A 17,167-nucleotide genomic window follows, 5' to 3' on the forward strand; every position below is an offset into this window, starting at 1 on the left:
CCCGTTCGGAGACCACATATCGGCGCTATCGCATCCGCCTCAGGCGATGGTCTGGACGATCCCGCCTTCGACGCGGAGTGCCGCGCCGTTGGTGGCGGAGGCTTCCTTCGAGGACACATACACCACCATGTTGGCGATCTCGTCGACGCTGGCGAAGCGCTGCAATAGCGAGGTCGGTCGGTGCTGCTTGACGAAGTTCGCCACCGCCTCGTCGACCGGTTCCCCGTTCTGCCTGGCGAGATCCTTGACAAAGGTGTCCACGCCTTCCGACAGCGTCGGACCCGGCAGCACCGAATTGACCGTCACCGCCGTGCCGCGGGTCAATTCGGCGAGCCCGCGCGAGATCGAAAGCTGCGCGGTCTTGGTCATGCCGTACTGGATCATTTCCTTCGGAATATTGAGCGCCGATTCAGAGGCGATGAAGACGATGCGGCCCCAGTTGCGCTTCAGCATGCCCTGCATGTAGCCGCGCGACAGGCGCACGCCCGACATCACGTTGACTTCGAAGAATCGGGTCCAGTCCTCGTCCGGAATCTCGAAGAAGTCCTTGGGCTCGAAGATGCCGGCATTGTTGATGAGGATATCGACATCGGGCTGCGCCGATAGCAGCGCCTTGCATCCCGCAGCGGTGGAGACATCGGCGGCGATGCCGCGAACCTTGGCGCCGGCAACCGCCTTCTGGACCGCGGCGACTGCAGCGTCGATCTTGGGCTGGCTACGGCCATTGACGATCACCTCCGCACCGATGGCCGCAAGACCGCGGGCAATGGCGAGGCCAATGCCAGCGGTCGAGCCGGTCACGAGCGCTGTCTTTCCTGAAAGGTCGATCTTCATGTTCTATCTCCGTGAATTCGATGAAGAAGATATCGGGAGCGCGAGATAGGGACGCAATTGCCCGATGCAGCATGGCTGACACCGCGCCGAAGTCATGCGTGCGACCGTGCAAAAATGAAAAGAATCGTAGGGTGGGCAAAGGCGCGTCAGCGCCGTGCCCACCATCTAACAATCTACTCGTGAGGGGTGGGCACGCTGCGCTTTGCCCACCCTACGGACTACTGTCGGAAATGAAAAAGCGGCGCTCGATGGCGCCGCTTTTTTAAAATCAGATTGGAGAAGGCTTACGCCGCCTCGGCTTCCTTTTCCTGCACCGGGCCGGAGTCCTGGCCCTTGGCGTCGACGTCGCGGTCGACAAACTCGATAACGGCCATCGCGGCATTGTCGCCATAGCGGAAGCCGGCCTTGATGATGCGGGTGTAGCCGCCCTGGCGGTCCTTGTAGCGGGGCGCCAGCGTGTCGAACAGCTTCTTGACCATGTCGACGTCGCGCAGCTCCGAGATGGCCTGGCGGCGCAGCGCCAGCCCGCCCTTCTTGCCGAGCGTGACGAGCTTCTCGACGATCGGACGCAGCTCCTTGGCCTTCGGCAGCGTGGTGACGATCTGCTCGTGCTTGATCAGAGCAGCAGCCATATTGGCGAACATCGCGCGCCGATGTTCGGCCGTGCGATTGAGCTTCCGATGAACCCTTCCGTGACGCATGATCTATTCCTTTTCGATTGTCGCGACGGTTCGTCGGACATGTTTCTCAGGTGGGCTTCCTGCGTTCGCCCAGAATAGCGAGTAGCGAATGGTGAATAGTGAGTAGTTTTCTATTCGCTATTCGCCACTCCCCATTCGCTCAGTAATGATCCTCGAAGCGCTTGGCGAGCTCGTCGATGTTCTCCGGCGGCCAGCCCGGCACTTCCATGCCGAGATGCAGACCCATCTGGGCCAGCACTTCCTTGATCTCGTTCAGCGACTTGCGGCCGAAGTTCGGGGTGCGGAGCATTTCCGCTTCCGACTTCTGCACGAGGTCGCCGATATAGACGATGTTGTCGTTCTTCAGGCAGTTGGCCGAACGCACCGACAGCTCGAGCTCGTCGACCTTCTTGAGGAACGCCGGGTTGAAGGCGAGATCGGGGATGATCTCCTGCGCGACTTCCTTGCGCGGCTCCTCGAAGTTGACGAACACGTTGAGCTGGTCCTGCAGGATGCGCGCGGCGTAGGCCACGGCATCCTCCGGCGTGATCGCGCCGTTGGTCTCGATCGTCATGGTCAGCTTGTCGTAGTCGAGGATCTGGCCCTCGCGGGTGTTCTCGACCTTGTAGGAGACCTTGCGGACCGGCGAGAACAGGCTGTCGACCGGGATCAGGCCGATCGGCGCGTCCTCGGGACGGTTGCGCTCGGCGGGCACATAACCCTTGCCGGTCGAGACGGTGAACTCCATGCGGATCTCGGCGCCGTCGTCCAAGGTGCAGAGCACGAGATCCGGATTGAGCACCACGACGTCGCCGACGGTCTGGATGTCGCCGGCGGTGACGACGCCCGGGCCCTGCTTCTTCACGACCATGCGCTTGGGGCCTTCGCCCTGCATCTTGATCGAGATGTCCTTGATGTTGAGGACGATGTCGGTGACGTCCTCACGAACGCCCGCAATCGAGGAGAACTCGTGCAGCACGCCGTCGATATGCACCGACTGCACCGCGGCGCCCTGCAGCGAGGACAACAGGATGCGGCGCAGCGCGTTGCCGAGCGTCTGGCCGAAGCCACGCTCGAGCGGCTCGGCGACGATGGTCGCAAAGCGGGTCGCATCGCCGCCTGCCGTCACCTGCAGCTTGTTCGGTCGAATAAGTTCCTGCCAATTCTTCTGGATCGTCACTGTGTCACCCGTGGTGAGGTCGATTTGGGCCAGTCGACATCAACTTACTGGCGTCGCGGATTAGCCCGCGCGGTCAATTCCAAAAACAATCGCGAGACGGCAAGGCCGCCCCGCGACCAACCATCAGACGCGCCGGCGCTTGCGCGGACGGCAGCCATTGTGCGGGATCGTCGTCACGTCGCGGATCGAGGTGACGGTGAAGCCCGCGGCCTGCAACGCGCGGAGCGCCGACTCGCGGCCCGAGCCGGGACCGGCGACCTCGACTTCCAGCGTGCGCATGCCATGCTCTTGCGCCTTCTTGGAAACGTCCTCCGCCGCGACCTGCGCAGCATAGGGGGTCGACTTGCGCGACCCCTTGAAACCCATCGTGCCGGCGGACGACCAGGCAATGGTGTTGCCCTGCGCGTCGGTGATGGTGATCGTGGTGTTGTTGAACGACGAATTCACATGCGCGATGCCGGAGGCGATGTTCTTGCGTTCGCGGCGGCGTACGCGGGTGGCTTCCTTGCCCATTCCAAACCTTTCCTATGATCTCAACGCCGCCGTAATGCCAGCGGCTACACCGATGAAAAGCGAATAGTGAGTAGCGAATGGCGAATGGTTGGTCCCTATTCGCCATCCGCCATTCCCTATTCGCCAAATTACTTCTTCTTGCCGGCGATCGCCTTGGCCGGCCCCTTGCGCGTGCGCGCATTGGTGTGGGTACGTTGGCCGCGCACCGGCAGGCCACGGCGATGGCGCAGGCCGCGATAGCAGCCAAGGTCCATCAGCCGCTTGATGTTGATGCCGGTCTCGCGGCGAAGGTCGCCTTCGACGACGTAGTCACGGTCGATCACTTCGCGGATCTGCAGCACTTCCTGGTCGGTCAGCTGGCTGACGCGACGCTCCAGCGGAATCTTGACCTTCTCCATGATGTCGGCCGCGTGCCTCTGGCCGATGCCATGGATGTACTGAAGCGCGATCAGCACGCGCTTGTTGGTTGGAATATTCACGCCGGCAATACGGGCCACGGCCTTCTCTCCTGTCGCCGATCCACGGGATCGGTGCTTCCTAGAACTCTGCTATCTCGGGCAGGTGTCCACAAACGCGAACACGACGCCCTCCCCTCGTTCCTTCGGGGCCCGGCATCGTCATAAAACTATCCGACTTGGATGCGGGGCTTATTAAAGGATTCATGTCGGTTTCGTCAACCGCTCCTAGCGCTTAGCTCGCTTTTTCGTGAGTTTTTTTGCGGGGCGCTTTGCCACCTGCCTTACCGTTTTCTTGGCCTTGCCGACGCCCCTGGCCTTCGCAGCCTTGGAGACCGCTTTGCGGGCCTTCCGGGCGGAGGTGGTCGCCTTCCTGGTTCCCTTGCCGGCCCCCCTGGCTTTGGCGGCCGCCTTCTTGGCAGGCGCCTTGTTGGCAGGTGCCTTGGTTCCCTTTCGGGCGGTTCCAGACGCCGAGCGCTTGGCCGGAGAGGTCCGCCGCGCGGCCTTGGGTTCCGTGGCGCCGAGCGCCTCCAGGATCCGGTTGATCTCGCCTGTGACGTGCTCGATGGCCATCATGCCATCTACGGTCAACAGCTTGCGGCGCTCGGAATAGTAGTGAATCAGCGGTTCGGTCTGCGCGCGATAGCTCGCCAGCCGCTTGGTCAGCACTTCCGGCGTATCGTCGGCACGCACTTCCTCGCCGCGCGCCCGCGTCTCGGCGGCCCGCTTCTCGACCCGATCGAGCAACGCGCTCTCATTGACGCGAAGCTCGATCACCGCGTCGAGCTTGAGGCGCTTCTTCTTCAGGAGTTCATCCAGCGCTTCGGCCTGCGGAACCGTGCGCGGAAAGCCGTCGAGGATGAATCCCTTCTTGGCGTCGGGCTGGTCGATCCGATCGGAGATGATGCCGATCACGATCTCGTCCGGCACCAGCCCGCCCGCGGCCATGATGTCCTTGGCCTGCTGACCGATCGGCGTGCCGGCCGCAACCGCAGCGCGCAGCATCTCGCCGGTCGAGAGCTGCACGATACCGTGTTTCTGAACCAGCCGCTGGGCCTGGGTCCCCTTGCCCGAGCCCGGCGGCCCCAACAGGATGAATCTCATGATTTTTCGCCCCCCGGCTTGGTGAGCGAGATCCGCACACCCCTGGTTTTGACTTTTGCCCCGCCCGCGTTCCGCTCTGTCAGCGGCGGCGGCCCCTGAGTTTCGACTTTCTGATCAGCCCCTCATACTGATGGGCGAGCAGATAGCCCTGAACCTGCGCCACCGTATCCATGGTCACGCTGACCACGATCAGAAGCGACGTACCGCCAAAGTAGAACGGCACGGAGGCGTAGGAAATCAGAATCTCCGGGATGAGACATACGATCGCAAGATAGATCGCGCCGACCACCGTGATGCGCGACAGCACGTAGTCGATGTACTCCGCAGTGCGTTCACCCGGCCGGATGCCCGGGATGAAACCGCCATGCTTCTTCAGGTTGTCGGCGGTCTCGGTCGGGTTGAACACGATCGCCGTGTAGAAGAAGGCGAAGAACACGATCAGCGCGAGGTAGAGCACCAGGAACAGCGGCCGGCCGTGGCTGAGCTGGGTGGTGATCCATTGCAGCCATTCCGGCCCCGAGGCGACATTGAAGTTGGCAACCGTAGCCGGCAGCAACAGCAGCGAGGACGCGAAGATCGGCGGAATCACACCCGAGGTATTGAGCTTGAGCGGCAGATGCGAGGACTGGCCCTCGAACATCTTGTTGCCGACCTGGCGTTTCGGATACTGGATCAGAAGGCGGCGCTGCGCGCGCTCCATGAACACGATGAAGGCGATCACGGCGACCGCCATCACGATCACGACCAGGATCAGCCCTGTCGACATCGCGCCCTGACGGCCGAGTTCGAGCATGTTGGCGAGCGCCGCCGGCAGTTCCGCGACAATGCCGGCCAGAATGATCAGCGAGATGCCGTTGCCGATGCCGCGCGAGGTGATCTGCTCACCCAGCCACATCAGGAACATGGTGCCGCCGGTCAGCGTGATCGCGGTCGACAGACGGAAGAACATGCCGGGGTCGGTGACGACGTTGCCGGCACCCTCAAGTCCCACCGCGATGCCGTAAGACTGGAACGCAGCCAGGATCACGGTGAGATAGCGGGTGTACTGGTTCAGCGTCTTGCGACCGGCCTCGCCTTCCTTCTTCAGGGCCTCGAGCTGCGGCGAGACGGTGGTCAGGAGCTGGATGATGATCGATGCCGAAATGTACGGCATGATGTTCAGCGCGAAGATCGCCATGCGGTGGATGCCGCCGCCGGCGAACATGTTGAACATGCCGAGGATGCCGCCGGCCTGGGAGCGGAACACCTGCTCCCACACGTTGGGGTCGATGCCGGGCAGCGGGATGTAGGTGCCGAGCCGATAAACAAGCAGCGCACCCAGCGTGAACCAGATGCGCTTCTTCAGCTCTTCGGCCTTGGCTAGAGCTCCGAAATTGAGGTTGGCTGCAAGTTGTTCCGCTGCTGAGACCATATTCTTGGCTTTCTCCCGGAGGTCCCGCGCCGACGTCCCCCATGGGACATCGGCAGACACCGGACATTATTTGGTGCTCGGCTTCGATAAGTCCAATGTTCTCTGCCGCCCCTGCCAGCGCGAGGCAGGCAATGACGCAGATGTTACGCCGCCTCGCCTTCTTCCTTCTTGGCGGGCGCCAGGATCTTCACCGTGCCGCCGGCTTTCTCCACCGCCGCGACCGCGGACTTGGAGGCGCCATGCACCTCGATATTGAGCTTGGCCGTAAGCTCGCCGCGGCCGAGCAGCCGCACGCCGTCCTTGGCGCGGCGCAGCACGCCAGCCTTCACCAGCGCTTCCGCGTTCACGACCGCACCAGTGTCGATCTGCTTGGCGTCGACCGCCTGCTGCAGGCGGTCGAGGTTAACTTCCGCGAAATCGAGCCTGAAGATGTTGTTGAACCCGCGCTTGGGCAGGCGGCGATGCAGCGGCATCTGGCCGCCTTCAAAGCCTTTGATGCGCACGCCGGTACGCGCGGTCTGGCCCTTGCCGCCACGGCCGCCGGTCTTGCCCTTGCCTGAACCGATGCCGCGGCCGATGCGCATGCGCTTCTTGCGCGAACCGGGATTGTCGGCGATCTCGCTGAGCTTCATCGCCCTTCTCCTTGTCTGTCTTAACCCTCGCCGACGACGCGGACGAGGTGTTGAACCTTGCTGATCATGCCGCGAACCTCAGGGGTGTCCCGATGCTCGGCAACCCGGCCGATCTTGTTGAGCTTGAGGCCGATCAGCGTCGAACGCTGCGAATGATGGCGGCGAATCGGGCTGCCGATCTGCTCGACCTTGATCGTCTTTGCGGCCTGGGCCATCTCTTAAACTCCAGATAGCGCGCTAGCTTAGCGCGAGTTATTCAGCCACCGCTTCGGCATCGCCACCGACGCGGCGGGCCTGCAGGGTGGACACCTTGATGTTGCGGCGCGCAGCGACCGAACGCGGCGAATCCTGGTTCTTCAGCGCGTTGAAGGTGGCGCGAACCATGTTGTAGGGATTCGACGAACCGATCGACTTCGCCACCACGTCCTGGATGCCGAGCGTCTCGAACACCGCGCGCATCGGGCCGCCGGCGATGATGCCGGTACCGGCCGGCGCGGCACGCAGGTAGACGCGGCCGGCGCCGTGACGGCCGGCGATGTCGTGATGCAACGTGCGGCCTTCGCGCAGCGCCACGCGGGTGAGGTTGCGCTTGGCGGCCTCGGTCGCCTTGCGGATCGCTTCCGGCACTTCGCGCGCCTTGCCGTGGCCAAAACCGACCCGGCCCTTCTGGTCGCCGATCACGACCAGCGCCGCAAAGCCGAAGCGCTTGCCGCCCTTGACGACCTTCGCCACGCGATTGATGTGCACGAGCTTGTCGACGAACTCGCTGTCGCGCTCCTCGCGCTCCCTGCTCCGTTCGCGTCCGCCGCGTTCGCGTTCTGCCATGGTGTTTTCCAATCTCTAGAAAGGCTTATGCCTCAGTCCTAATATCCGCTCGAAACTCTCAGAAGCTCAGCCCGCCCTCGCGCGCGGCATCCGCGAGCGCCTTGACGCGCCCGTGATAAAGATAGCCGCCGCGGTCGAACACGACTTCCTTGACGCCCTTCTGGGTGGCGCGCTCGGCCAGCAGCTTGCCGACCGCCTTCGCCGCATCGATGTTGGCGCCGGTATTGCCAGCCTCGCGCATCGTCTTCTCCAGCGACGAGGCCGACGCCAGCGTCTCGCCCTTCTGATCGTCGATCACCTGGGCGTAGATGTGCTTGGACGAGCGGAACACCGACAGACGCGGACGGCCGCCTCCGGAACGGCGCAGCGCCAACCGCACGCGTTGCTTGCGCCGGGCATTGGTAACCTTCAGTGACATGACCGGCTCCGTTACTTCTTCTTGCCTTCCTTGCGGAAGATGAATTCGTCGGCGTACTTCACACCCTTGCCCTTGTAGGGCTCCGGCGGACGATAGGCGCGGATCTCGGCCGCGACCTGGCCAACGCGCTGCGGATCGATGCCCGAGACCGTGATTTCGGTCGGCTTCGGCACCGCGATCGAGATGCCCTCCGGGATCGGGTAGACGACGTCGTGGCTGTAACCGAGCGCGAGCTGCAGGTTCTTGCCCTGCATTGCGGCGCGGTAGCCGACGCCGGTGATCTCGAGCTTCTTCTCAAAGCCCTTGGTGACGCCTTCGACCAGGTTAGCGACCTGGGCGCACGCGGTGCCGTACATCGCCTGCGCACGGTTGGTCTTGACGCGCGGAGCGACCTTGACCTGGCTGTTCTCGAACTTCACTTCGACGTCGTCATGCACGACGAACTGAAGCTGGCCTTTCGGCCCCTTCACCTTCACCGTCTGCCCGTCGACAGTCGCCGTCACACCCGACGGGATCGCCACAGGCCTCTTGCCAATACGTGACATGACCAATTCCTTCCTCAGAACACCGTGAAGAGAATTTCGCCGCCGACATTCGCGTCACGCGCGTCGTGGTCGGCCATGATTCCCTTCGGCGTCGACAATACGGAAATGCCGAGACCGTTGTTCACCCGCGGCAGGTTCTTCACCGAGGTGTAGACCCGGCGGCCCGGCTTCGAGACGCGCTCGATCTCGCGGATGACGGGCTCGCCGTCGAAATACTTCAATTCGATCTCGAGCTCGCTGCGGCCGGACGAATGCTCGACGCTGGCGTAGCCGCGGATATAGCCTTCCGCCTTCAGCACCTCGAGCACGCTCTGACGCATCTTCGAGCCCGGGGTCGTGACCTTGGACTTCGAGCGCATCTGCGCGTTGCGGATGCGGGTGATGAGATCGGAGATCGGATCGTGCGTTGACATCTTCCGACCCTCCTTACCAGCTCGATTTCACGAGGCCCGGGATCAGGCCCTTGGAGCCGAGCTCGCGCAGCGCGATGCGGGACAGCTTGTTCTTGCGATAGTTCGAGCGCGGACGGCCCGTGAGCTCGCAACGGTTGCGGATCCGGGTCGGCGACGAGTTGCGCGGCATTTCCGCAAGCTTCAAGGTCGCCGCGAAACGCTCTTCCATCGGCTTGGTCTTGTCGGCGATGATCGCCTTCAACCGGGCGCGGCTCGCGGCGGCATTCTTGGCCATCCGCTTGCGCCGGTTGTTCTTCTCGACTGCACTCTTCTTTGCCATGCGTGGCTCCTTACGTTTCCGCGTTTGAGAAGCTGTTCTTCAGCGTCTCACTGCCGGAACGGGAAATTGAAAGCGGTCAACAAGGCGCGAGCCTCGTCGTCGGTCTTGGCCGTGGTACAGACGGTGATGTCCATGCCCCGCGCCTCCGAGACCTTGTCGAAGTCGATCTCGGGAAAAATGATGTGCTCCTTGATGCCGAGCGAATAGTTGCCGCGGCCATCGAAGCTCTTCGGGTTCAGCCCGCGGAAGTCGCGCACGCGCGGCAGCGCGACGTTCACCAGGCGATCGATGAACTCGTACATGCGGGCCTTGCGCAGCGTGACCTTGCAGCCGATCGGCTGGTTCTCGCGCAGCTTGAAGGTCGCGATCGCAACCCGCGAATAGGTCACGATCGCCTTCTGGCCGGCGATCTGCGTCAGCTCGGCGGCAGCGGTCTCGGCCTTCTTGCGGTCGTTGACGGAATCGCCGACGCCCATGTTGAGCACGACCTTGTCCAGCCGCGGCACCTGCATCGCGTTCTCGTAGCCGAACTTCTCGGTCAGCAGGCCGCGAATCTTCCTGTCATATTCCGTGCGCAAGCGCGGCACATAAGCGGTCTCAGCCATCGATCTCTGCTCCCGAGCTCTTGGCAATGCGAACCTTCTTGCCATCAGCCTGAATCTTGAACCCGATGCGGGTCGGCTTTCCGTCCTTGCCGACATACGCGATGTTGGAGAGATGGACCGGCGCCTCCTTGGAGATGATGCCGCCCTCCTGGTTCTGGGTCTGCTTCTGGTGACGCTTCACCATGTTGACGCCGCGCACCAGCGCGGTGTTCTCCGCCGGGCGCACCTCGAACACTTCACCGGTGCGGCCCTTGTCGCGGCCGGTCAGCACGATCACCCTGTCACCCTTCCGGATCTTGGCAGCCATCACAGCACCTCCGGCGCAAGCGAGATGATCTTCATGTGGTTCTTGGCGCGCAGCTCGCGCGGCACCGGCCCGAAGATACGGGTGCCGACCGGCTCCGACTGGTTGTTGACCAGCACGGCAGCGTTGCGGTCGAAGCGGATGACGGAGCCGTCGGGGCGGCGGATGTCCTTGCGGACCCGCACCACGACCGCCTTCATCACGTCGCCCTTCTTCACCTTGCCACGCGGAATGGCTTCCTTGATCGACACAACGATAATGTCGCCCACGGTGGCATAGCGGCGCTTGGAGCCTCCAAGCACCTTGATGCACATGACACGGCGTGCGCCTGAATTATCGGCCACGTCGAGGTTGGTCTGCATCTGAATCATTGATGCACCTCGTCCTCTTTCTGCGCTTCACTTGCGCTCAAAATTTTCCCGACATTCTCCGGCTCTAGAGCCGGATGCGCGTCAGGCCGTTTGCTTCTGCTCGCCCCGGATCACGATCCAGCGCTTCAACTTCGAGATCGGCTTGCTTTCCTCGATCCACACCGTGTCGCCCGGCTTGAACTGGTCGCTCTCGTCGTGGGCGTGGTAGTTCTTCGAACGGCGGATCGTCTTCTTGTAGATCGGATGGGTGAAGCGGCGATCGACGCGCACCACCACCGTCTTGGCTTGCTTGTCGCTGACGACCACGCCCTGCAGCGTACGTTTCGGCATGTCCGGCCTCTTACTTCTTCTTCGCGCGCTGCTGCGCGGCGATGGTCTTGATACGGGCGATGTCGCGGCGCGCTTCCTTCAGCCGCGAGGTGTTCTCGAGCTGACCGGTGGCGCGCTGGAAACGCAGGTTGAATCGCTCCTTCTTCAGATTGAGGATCGCGTCCTCCATCTGATCGGCACTCATTGCGCGGATATCCTCGACTTTCATCTGGGCCACCTCGGTTACTCCGCGATGCGCGCAACGAAGCGCGTCCTGATCGGCAACTTGGCGGCGGCCAGGGTGAGCGCCTCACGCGCGACCTGGTTGTTGACGCCGTCGATCTCGAACAGCACGCGGCCGGGCTTGACGCGGACCACCCACAATTCCGGCGAGCCCTTGCCCGAACCCATGCGCACTTCGGCGGGCTTCTTCGACACCGGCACGTCGGGGAAGACGCGGATCCAGACGCGGCCGGCGCGCTTCATGTGACGGGTCAGCGCGCGGCGGGCGGCCTCGATCTGGCGCGCGGTGACGCGCTCCGGCTCGAGCGCCTTCAGGCCGAACTGGCCGAAGGACAACGTCGCGCCCGAAGTCGCAACGCCGTGGATGCGGCCCTTATGCGCCTTCCGGAACTTCGTTTTCTTTGGTTGCATCATGGCGTTAAGCCCTCAAACTCTCATATGCCGTTAAGCGGCGTCGCGGCGGGACCGCGGGCTATCGCCTTCAGCCATCCGCTTGTCCTGGGCCATCGGATCGTGCTCGAGGATCTCGCCCTTGAAGATCCAGACCTTGACGCCGCAGGTGCCGAAGGTCGTGAACGCGGTGGCAACGCCATAGTCGACGTCGGCGCGCAGCGTGTGCAGCGGCACCCGGCCCTCGCGGTACCATTCCATGCGCGCGATTTCGGCGCCGCCCAACCGACCCGAGCAGTTGATGCGGATGCCCTCGGCGCCAAGACGCATCGCCGACTGCACCGCCCGCTTCATGGCGCGGCGGAACGCGACACGGCGCTCGAGCTGCTGCGCGATCGATTCGGCGACCAGCGTGGCATCGAGCTCCGGCTTGCGGATCTCGACGATGTTGATGACGACGTCGGAGGCCGTGATGTCGGCAACCTTCTTGCGCAGCTTGTCGATGTCGGCGCCCTTCTTGCCGATCACGACGCCCGGACGCGCCGAGTGGATCGTCACCCGGCACTTCTTGTGCGGACGCTCGATCACGATGCGCGCCACCGCGGCCTGCTTGAGCTCCTTGTGCAGGATCTCGCGGATCTTGACGTCCTCGTGCAACAGCTTGCCGTACTCGGCCTTGCCGGCGAACCAACGCGAATCCCAGGTCCGGTTGATGCCGAGACGCAGCCCGATCGGATTGATCTTTTGACCCATCTTATTCTCCCGCGCTTCCCTTAAGCGCTCGCCTCGGCCTCGACCTCACGAACCACGATCGTGAGATGCGAGAACGGTTTGTAGACACGGCCCGAGCGGCCACGGCCGCGCGGGGCAAAACGCTTCATGACGAGGCCATTGCCGACATGGGCCTCGGCGACAACGAGATCGTCGACCTCGAGGTCATGGTTGTTTTCGGCATTGGCAATCGCCGATTCCAGGCACTTCTTGACATCGACCGCGATCCGCTTGCGCGAGAACTGCAGGTCGGCAAGCGCGGCTGACGCCTTGCGGCCGCGGATCATCTGCGCCACCAGGTTGAGCTTTTGCGGGCTGACGCGCAGCATCCGGGCGACGGCCTTGGCCTCATTGTCCGCGAGGACACGTTCGCGCTTTGGTTTGCTCATCGCTTAATCCTCAAGCCTTCTTGGCTTTCTTGTCGCCAGAGTGGCCGTGGAAGGTACGGGTCGGCGAGAACTCGCCGAACTTGTGACCCACCATTTCCTCGTTCACCGAAACCGGCACGTGCTTCTGACCGTTGTAGACGCCGAAGGTCAGGCCCACGAACTGCGGCAGGATGGTCGAGCGGCGGCTCCAGATCTTGATGACGTCGTGACGGCCGGACGCGCGCGCGGCATCTGCCTTCTTGAGCAGCGATGCCTCGACGAACGGGCCTTTCCAGACTGAACGAACCATGTCCGGCGTTCCTTACTTCTTCCGCTTGTGGCGGCTTAGGAGAATGAATTTGTTGGTCGACTTGTTCGACCGCGTCTTCTTGCCCTTGGTCGGCTTGCCCCACGGGGTCACCGGGTGGCGGCCGCCCGAGGTGCGGCCTTCACCGCCGCCATGCGGGTGATCGATCGGGTTCATGACGACGCCACGGTTGTGCGGGCGCCAGCCGAGCCAGCGGGTGCGGCCCGCCTTGCCGATCGAGATGTTCATGTGGTCGGGGTTCGACACCGCGCCGATGGCGCCGCGGCAACGGCCGTGCACCAGGCGCTGCTCGCCCGAGTTCAGGCGGATGATGACATAGTCCTGGTCGCGGCCGACGATCTGGGCATAGGTGCCGGCGGAGCGTGCGAGCTGGCCGCCCTTGCCGATCTTCAGCTCGATATTGTGGACGATCGTGCCGACCGGCATGTTGCCGAGCGGCATCACGTTGCCCGGCTTGACGTCGACATAGCTGCCGGCCACCACCGTGTCGCCCGCGGCGAGCCGCTGCGGCGCCAGGATATAGGCCTGCTCGCCGTCCTGATACTTGATCAGCGCGATGAAGGCGGTGCGGTTCGGGTCGTATTCCAGCCGCTCGACGATCGCCGGCACGTCCACCTTGTCGCGGCGGAAGTCGACGTTGCGATAGGCCTTCTTGTGGCCGCCGCCGCGGAAGCGCACGGTGATGCGGCCGGTGTTGTTGCGGCCACCGTTCGATTGCTTGCCCTCGGTGAGCGCCTTGACCGGCTTGCCCTTGTAGAGGGCCGAACGATCGACCATCACCAGTTGGCGCTGGCCCGGCGTCGTTGGGTTATAGGTTTTCAATGCCATCGTCGTTACGCCTTATAGTCCGGTAGTCACGTCGATGCGGTGGCCCTCTTCCAGGGTCACGATCGCGCGCTTGGTGTCCGACTGCGAACCGAAATTGCCGCGGAACACCTTGGTCTTGCCCTTGCGCACCAGCGTGTTCACGCTCTTGACCTTGACGTCGAAAAGCTTCTCGACCGCTTCCTTGATCTGCGGCTTGGTCGCCTTGCTGGCGACCTTGAACAGCACCTTGTTGTGCTCGGAGGCGAGCGTCGCCTTTTCGGTCACAACCGGCGCGACGATGACGTCGTAGTGGCGCGGATCGATATTCTTCATTTGAAGCGCGCCTCCAGCGCATCGACGGCCGCCTTGGTCAGGACCAGCTTCTGGCGGCGCAGGATGTCGTAGACGTTGATGCCCTGGATCGGCAGCACGTCGATATTCGGAATGTTGCGGGCCGCGGTTGCGAAGCCGTTGTTGAGCTCGGCGCCGTCGATGATCAGCGCATTGGTGAGCCCGAGGCCGGAGAAGTGACCGACCAGCGCCTTGGTCTTGGCTTCCTTGATGTCGGCGCTATCGAGCACGACCAGGCCGCCGTCCTTCGCCTTGGCCGACAAGGCATGCTTGAGCGCCAGCGCACGCACCTTCTTCGGCAGGTCGGTCGCATGCGAGCGAACCACCGGACCGAAGGCGCGGCCGCCGCCACGGAACTGCGGCACGCGCGCCGAGCCGTGACGGGCACCGCCGGTGCCCTTCTGCTTGTACATCTTCTTGCCGGTGCGCCAGATCTCGGCGCGGCCCTTGGCCTTGTGCGTGCCGGCCTGGCGCTTGTTGAGCTGCCACTGCACGCAGCGCTGAATGATGTCGGCGCGCGGCTCGAGGCCGAAAATGGCGTCGGAAAGCTGGACCGAGCCGGCTTCCTTGCCCTCAAGGGTGGTGACTTTCAGTTCCATCTCACGCCCCTTCCTTCTCGGCCGGCGCCTCGGCAGCCTGCTCGCCCGCGACCTTGAACTTGCCGGGCTTCGGGGCCTCCTTCGGCAGCGGCTTCTTGATGGCGTCGCGCACCCTGATCCAGCCGCCCTTGGAGCCGGGGACGGCACCTTCGACCAGGATCAGGCCGCGCTCGACATCGGTCTGCACGACGCGAAGGTTGAGCGTGGTGATGCGGTCGACGCCCATGTGGCCGGGCATCTTCTTGTTCTTCCAGGTCTTGCCGGGATCCTGACGGCCGCCGGTCGAACCGATCGACCGATGCGAGATCGACACGCCGTGGGTGGCGCGCAGACCGCCGAAATTCCACCGCTTCATGCCGCCGGCAAAGCCCTTACCGATCGAGGTACCGGTGACATCGACGAACTGACCGACCACGAAGTGATCGGCCTGGATCTCCGCGCCGACCGGAATCAGCGCATCCTCGGAGACGCGGAATTCCGCGACCTTGCGCTTCGGCTCGACCTTGGCGACGGCGAACTGGCCGCGCTCAGCCTTCGGCATGTACACGGTCTTGCGCGAGCCCGAACCGAGCTGCAGCGCGACATAACCGTTCTTTTCGGTGGTGCGGTGGCCCAGCACCTGGCAGTTGCCGAGCTTCAGCACGGTCACGGGGATATGTTCGCCGGCCTCCGTGAAGACCCGCGTCATCCCGACCTTTTGTGCGATCACTCCGGAGCGCATCGGCGTGGTTCCTGTTCTCTTTGTCTGCTCGCGCAGACTTCAATCCAAAACTTAGAGCTTGATCTCGACGTCGACACCGGCGGCCAGATCGAGCTTCATGAGAGCATCGACGGTCTGCGGGGTCGGATCGACGATGTCGAGAAGGCGCTTGTGGGTGCGCATCTCGAACTGTTCGCGGCTCTTCTTGTCAACGTGCGGCGAACGGTTGACGGTGAACTTCTCGATGCGGGTCGGCAGCGGAATGGGACCGCGAACCTGGGCACCGGTGCGTTTCGCCGTGTTCACGATCTCGCGGGTCGACGTATCGAGAATACGATGGTCGAACGCCTTGAGACGGATGCGGATATTCTGGCCGTTCATTGCCGTACTTTCTTTGGTGAGTGGCGAGTAGCGAGTAGCGAATAGAAATTCCTATTCGCCACTCGCCATTCCCTATTCGCTTCTTACTCGAGGATCGAGGCGACGACGCCGGCGCCGACGGTCCGGCCGCCCTCGCGGATGGCGAAGCGCAGCTTCTCCTCCATCGCGATCGGCACGATCAGGTGCACTTCCATCGCGATGTTGTCGCCGGGCATCACCATCTCGGTGCCCTCAGGCAGATGCACGACACCGGTCACGTCGGTGGTGCGGAAGTAGAACTGCGGGCGGTAGTTGGTGAAGAACGGGGTGTGACGACCGCCCTCTTCCTTGGTGAGGATGTACGCCTCGGCCTTGAACTTGGTGTGCGGCTTGACCGAACCCGGCTTGCACAGCACCTGGCCGCGCTCGACTTCCTCGCGCTTGGTGCCGCGGAGCAGAGCACCGATGTTGTCGCCCGCCTGGCCCTGATCGAGCAGCTTGCGGAACATTTCGACGCCGGTGACAGTGGTCTTCTGGGTGTCGCGCAGACCGACGATCTCGATTTCGTCGCCGACCTTCACCACGCCGCGCTCGACACGGCCGGTCACCACGGTGCCGCGGCCCGAGATCGAGAACACGTCTTCGACCGGCATCAGGAACGGCTGGTCGATCGGACGCTCCGGCTGCGGAATGTACTCGTCGACATTGCGCATCAGCTCGAGGATCGCGTCATGACCGAGCTTCTTGTCGCTGTCTTCGAGAGCGGCCAGCGCCGAACCCTTGATGATCGGGATCTTGTCGCCGGGGAAGTCGTACTTCGAGAGCAGCTCGCGCACTTCGAGCTCGACGAGCTCGAGCAACTCCGGATCGTCGACCATGTCGCACTTGTTGAGGAACACGACGAGCGCGGGAACGCCGACCTGGCGGGCGAGCAGGATGTGCTCGCGGGTCTGCGGCATCGGGCCGTCGGCAGCCGACACGACGAGGATCGCACCGTCCATCTGGGCGGCGCCGGTGATCATGTTCTTCACGTAGTCGGCGTGGCCGGGGCAGTCGACGTGGGCGTAGTGGCGGTTCTTGGTCTCGTACTCGACGTGCGCGGTCGAGATCGTGATGCCGCGGGCCTTCTCTTCCGGCGCCTTGTCGATCTGGTCGTAGGCGGTGAACGTCGCACCGCCGGTTTCCGCCAGGATCTTGGTGATCGCGGCGGTCAGCGAGGTCTTGCCATGGTCGACGTGACCGATGGTGCCGATGTTGCAGTGCGGTTTGTTACGCTCAAATTTTGCTTTGGCCATTTGACTCTCCGTTCAATCGTTAGCTGCCAACCAACGA

Annotated in this window: 29 protein-coding genes; all 29 read right to left on the reverse strand. The window is 63.3% G+C overall.

From position 1 onward, the window contains the following. Window positions 1–39: 39 nt before the first annotated feature. The 29 genes from ACVJGD_RS10785 to tuf all read right to left on the reverse strand — a co-directional run bounded on the left by ACVJGD_RS10785 (window position 40) and on the right by tuf (window position 17,130). Window positions 40–834: an SDR family NAD(P)-dependent oxidoreductase gene (locus ACVJGD_RS10785; RefSeq protein WP_456634336.1), complete on the reverse strand. Its 795-nt coding sequence runs from the start codon at window positions 832–834 to the stop codon at window positions 40–42. 284 nt (window positions 835–1,118) lie between these two features. After that, window positions 1,119–1,535, reverse strand: a complete 417-nt coding sequence (rplQ, locus tag ACVJGD_RS10790; protein ID WP_225706359.1) for a 50S ribosomal protein L17 — start codon at window positions 1,533–1,535, stop codon at window positions 1,119–1,121. Window positions 1,536–1,674: 139 nt separating this feature from the next. Further along, entirely contained in the window at window positions 1,675–2,718 is a 1,044-nt protein-coding gene (locus tag ACVJGD_RS10795; protein WP_456640224.1) for a DNA-directed RNA polymerase subunit alpha, read from the reverse strand. A 99-nt stretch (window positions 2,719–2,817) separates the two neighbouring features. After that, window positions 2,818–3,207: a 30S ribosomal protein S11 gene (gene rpsK, locus ACVJGD_RS10800; protein ID WP_006021048.1), complete on the reverse strand. Its 390-nt coding sequence runs from the start codon at window positions 3,205–3,207 to the stop codon at window positions 2,818–2,820. 128 nt (window positions 3,208–3,335) lie between these two features. After that, window positions 3,336–3,704: a 30S ribosomal protein S13 gene (rpsM, locus tag ACVJGD_RS10805; protein WP_456634337.1), complete on the reverse strand. Its 369-nt coding sequence runs from the start codon at window positions 3,702–3,704 to the stop codon at window positions 3,336–3,338. A gap of 186 nt (window positions 3,705–3,890) precedes the next feature. Further along, window positions 3,891–4,766 carry an adenylate kinase gene (locus ACVJGD_RS10810; RefSeq protein ID WP_456634338.1) on the reverse strand — a complete coding sequence of 292 codons (876 nt, stop codon included), beginning with the start codon at window positions 4,764–4,766 and terminating at the stop codon, window positions 3,891–3,893. A 79-nt stretch (window positions 4,767–4,845) separates the two neighbouring features. Then, complete coding sequence (secY, locus tag ACVJGD_RS10815) at window positions 4,846–6,177, reverse strand: preprotein translocase subunit SecY (protein ID WP_456634339.1); 1,332 nt, start codon at window positions 6,175–6,177, stop codon at window positions 4,846–4,848. A 143-nt stretch (window positions 6,178–6,320) separates the two neighbouring features. Further along, window positions 6,321–6,809, reverse strand: a complete 489-nt coding sequence (gene rplO / locus ACVJGD_RS10820; protein WP_456634340.1) for a 50S ribosomal protein L15 — start codon at window positions 6,807–6,809, stop codon at window positions 6,321–6,323. 20 nt (window positions 6,810–6,829) lie between these two features. Then, window positions 6,830–7,024: a 50S ribosomal protein L30 gene (gene rpmD / locus ACVJGD_RS10825; protein WP_456634341.1), complete on the reverse strand. Its 195-nt coding sequence runs from the start codon at window positions 7,022–7,024 to the stop codon at window positions 6,830–6,832. A gap of 37 nt (window positions 7,025–7,061) precedes the next feature. Then, window positions 7,062–7,634 (reverse strand): 30S ribosomal protein S5, encoded by a 573-nt coding sequence (rpsE, locus tag ACVJGD_RS10830; RefSeq protein WP_456634342.1) that lies wholly within the window; start codon window positions 7,632–7,634, stop codon window positions 7,062–7,064. Window positions 7,635–7,692: 58 nt separating this feature from the next. After that, complete coding sequence (gene rplR, locus ACVJGD_RS10835; RefSeq protein ID WP_454619634.1) at window positions 7,693–8,052, reverse strand: 50S ribosomal protein L18; 360 nt, start codon at window positions 8,050–8,052, stop codon at window positions 7,693–7,695. 11 nt (window positions 8,053–8,063) lie between these two features. Next, window positions 8,064–8,597: a 50S ribosomal protein L6 gene (gene rplF / locus ACVJGD_RS10840; RefSeq protein ID WP_456634343.1), complete on the reverse strand. Its 534-nt coding sequence runs from the start codon at window positions 8,595–8,597 to the stop codon at window positions 8,064–8,066. A gap of 14 nt (window positions 8,598–8,611) precedes the next feature. Continuing rightward, complete coding sequence (gene rpsH, locus ACVJGD_RS10845; RefSeq protein WP_456634344.1) at window positions 8,612–9,010, reverse strand: 30S ribosomal protein S8; 399 nt, start codon at window positions 9,008–9,010, stop codon at window positions 8,612–8,614. 13 nt (window positions 9,011–9,023) lie between these two features. Then, window positions 9,024–9,329, reverse strand: coding sequence for a 30S ribosomal protein S14 (gene rpsN / locus ACVJGD_RS10850; protein ID WP_028168152.1), 306 nt, complete (start codon window positions 9,327–9,329; stop codon window positions 9,024–9,026). Window positions 9,330–9,376: 47 nt separating this feature from the next. Continuing rightward, window positions 9,377–9,934, reverse strand: coding sequence for a 50S ribosomal protein L5 (gene rplE / locus ACVJGD_RS10855; RefSeq protein WP_225119906.1), 558 nt, complete (start codon window positions 9,932–9,934; stop codon window positions 9,377–9,379). Next, a complete protein-coding gene (rplX, locus tag ACVJGD_RS10860) occupies window positions 9,927–10,241 on the reverse strand; it encodes a 50S ribosomal protein L24 (protein WP_456634345.1) in 315 nt (104 codons plus the stop codon). Before rplX ends, rplE begins: the two co-directional genes overlap by 8 nt. Then, on the reverse strand, window positions 10,241–10,609 hold the full coding sequence (rplN, locus tag ACVJGD_RS10865; protein WP_028168155.1) for a 50S ribosomal protein L14: 369 nt from the start codon (window positions 10,607–10,609) through the stop codon (window positions 10,241–10,243). The genes rplX and rplN overlap by 1 nt, the downstream gene beginning before the upstream one ends. An 81-nt stretch (window positions 10,610–10,690) precedes the next feature. Next, window positions 10,691–10,939, reverse strand: coding sequence for a 30S ribosomal protein S17 (rpsQ, locus tag ACVJGD_RS10870; protein ID WP_027583261.1), 249 nt, complete (start codon window positions 10,937–10,939; stop codon window positions 10,691–10,693). Window positions 10,940–10,949: 10 nt separating this feature from the next. Beyond that, window positions 10,950–11,156 carry a 50S ribosomal protein L29 gene (gene rpmC / locus ACVJGD_RS10875; RefSeq protein ID WP_130577496.1) on the reverse strand — a complete coding sequence of 69 codons (207 nt, stop codon included), beginning with the start codon at window positions 11,154–11,156 and terminating at the stop codon, window positions 10,950–10,952. Window positions 11,157–11,161: 5 nt separating this feature from the next. After that, window positions 11,162–11,575: a 50S ribosomal protein L16 gene (gene rplP / locus ACVJGD_RS10880; protein WP_456634346.1), complete on the reverse strand. Its 414-nt coding sequence runs from the start codon at window positions 11,573–11,575 to the stop codon at window positions 11,162–11,164. Between the two features lie 30 nt (window positions 11,576–11,605). Next, window positions 11,606–12,304: a 30S ribosomal protein S3 gene (gene rpsC, locus ACVJGD_RS10885; RefSeq protein ID WP_027583258.1), complete on the reverse strand. Its 699-nt coding sequence runs from the start codon at window positions 12,302–12,304 to the stop codon at window positions 11,606–11,608. Window positions 12,305–12,324: 20 nt separating this feature from the next. Beyond that, window positions 12,325–12,711 (reverse strand): 50S ribosomal protein L22, encoded by a 387-nt coding sequence (rplV, locus tag ACVJGD_RS10890; RefSeq protein ID WP_028168159.1) that lies wholly within the window; start codon window positions 12,709–12,711, stop codon window positions 12,325–12,327. 10 nt (window positions 12,712–12,721) lie between these two features. Beyond that, window positions 12,722–13,000 (reverse strand): 30S ribosomal protein S19, encoded by a 279-nt coding sequence (gene rpsS, locus ACVJGD_RS10895; protein WP_024509042.1) that lies wholly within the window; start codon window positions 12,998–13,000, stop codon window positions 12,722–12,724. A gap of 12 nt (window positions 13,001–13,012) precedes the next feature. Next, window positions 13,013–13,846, reverse strand: a complete 834-nt coding sequence (gene rplB, locus ACVJGD_RS10900) for a 50S ribosomal protein L2 (protein WP_028168160.1) — start codon at window positions 13,844–13,846, stop codon at window positions 13,013–13,015. Window positions 13,847–13,858: 12 nt separating this feature from the next. Further along, the gene (locus tag ACVJGD_RS10905) at window positions 13,859–14,158 is read right to left on the reverse strand and encodes a 50S ribosomal protein L23 (protein WP_028168161.1); all 300 of its coding nucleotides are present in this window, start codon (window positions 14,156–14,158) and stop codon (window positions 13,859–13,861) included. After that, window positions 14,155–14,775, reverse strand: a complete 621-nt coding sequence (rplD, locus tag ACVJGD_RS10910) for a 50S ribosomal protein L4 (protein WP_130577498.1) — start codon at window positions 14,773–14,775, stop codon at window positions 14,155–14,157. The genes ACVJGD_RS10905 and rplD overlap by 4 nt, the downstream gene beginning before the upstream one ends. 1 nt (window position 14,776) lies before the next feature. After that, window positions 14,777–15,496 carry a 50S ribosomal protein L3 gene (gene rplC, locus ACVJGD_RS10915; RefSeq protein WP_454619640.1) on the reverse strand — a complete coding sequence of 240 codons (720 nt, stop codon included), beginning with the start codon at window positions 15,494–15,496 and terminating at the stop codon, window positions 14,777–14,779. A gap of 51 nt (window positions 15,497–15,547) precedes the next feature. Next, the gene (gene rpsJ / locus ACVJGD_RS10920) at window positions 15,548–15,856 is read right to left on the reverse strand and encodes a 30S ribosomal protein S10 (RefSeq protein ID WP_002712302.1); all 309 of its coding nucleotides are present in this window, start codon (window positions 15,854–15,856) and stop codon (window positions 15,548–15,550) included. Between the two features lie 83 nt (window positions 15,857–15,939). Next, a complete protein-coding gene (gene tuf, locus ACVJGD_RS10925) occupies window positions 15,940–17,130 on the reverse strand; it encodes an elongation factor Tu (protein WP_456634347.1) in 1,191 nt (396 codons plus the stop codon). Between the last annotated feature and the right edge of the window lie 37 nt (window positions 17,131–17,167).

The organism is Bradyrhizobium sp. USDA 10063 (genome assembly GCF_054063735.1).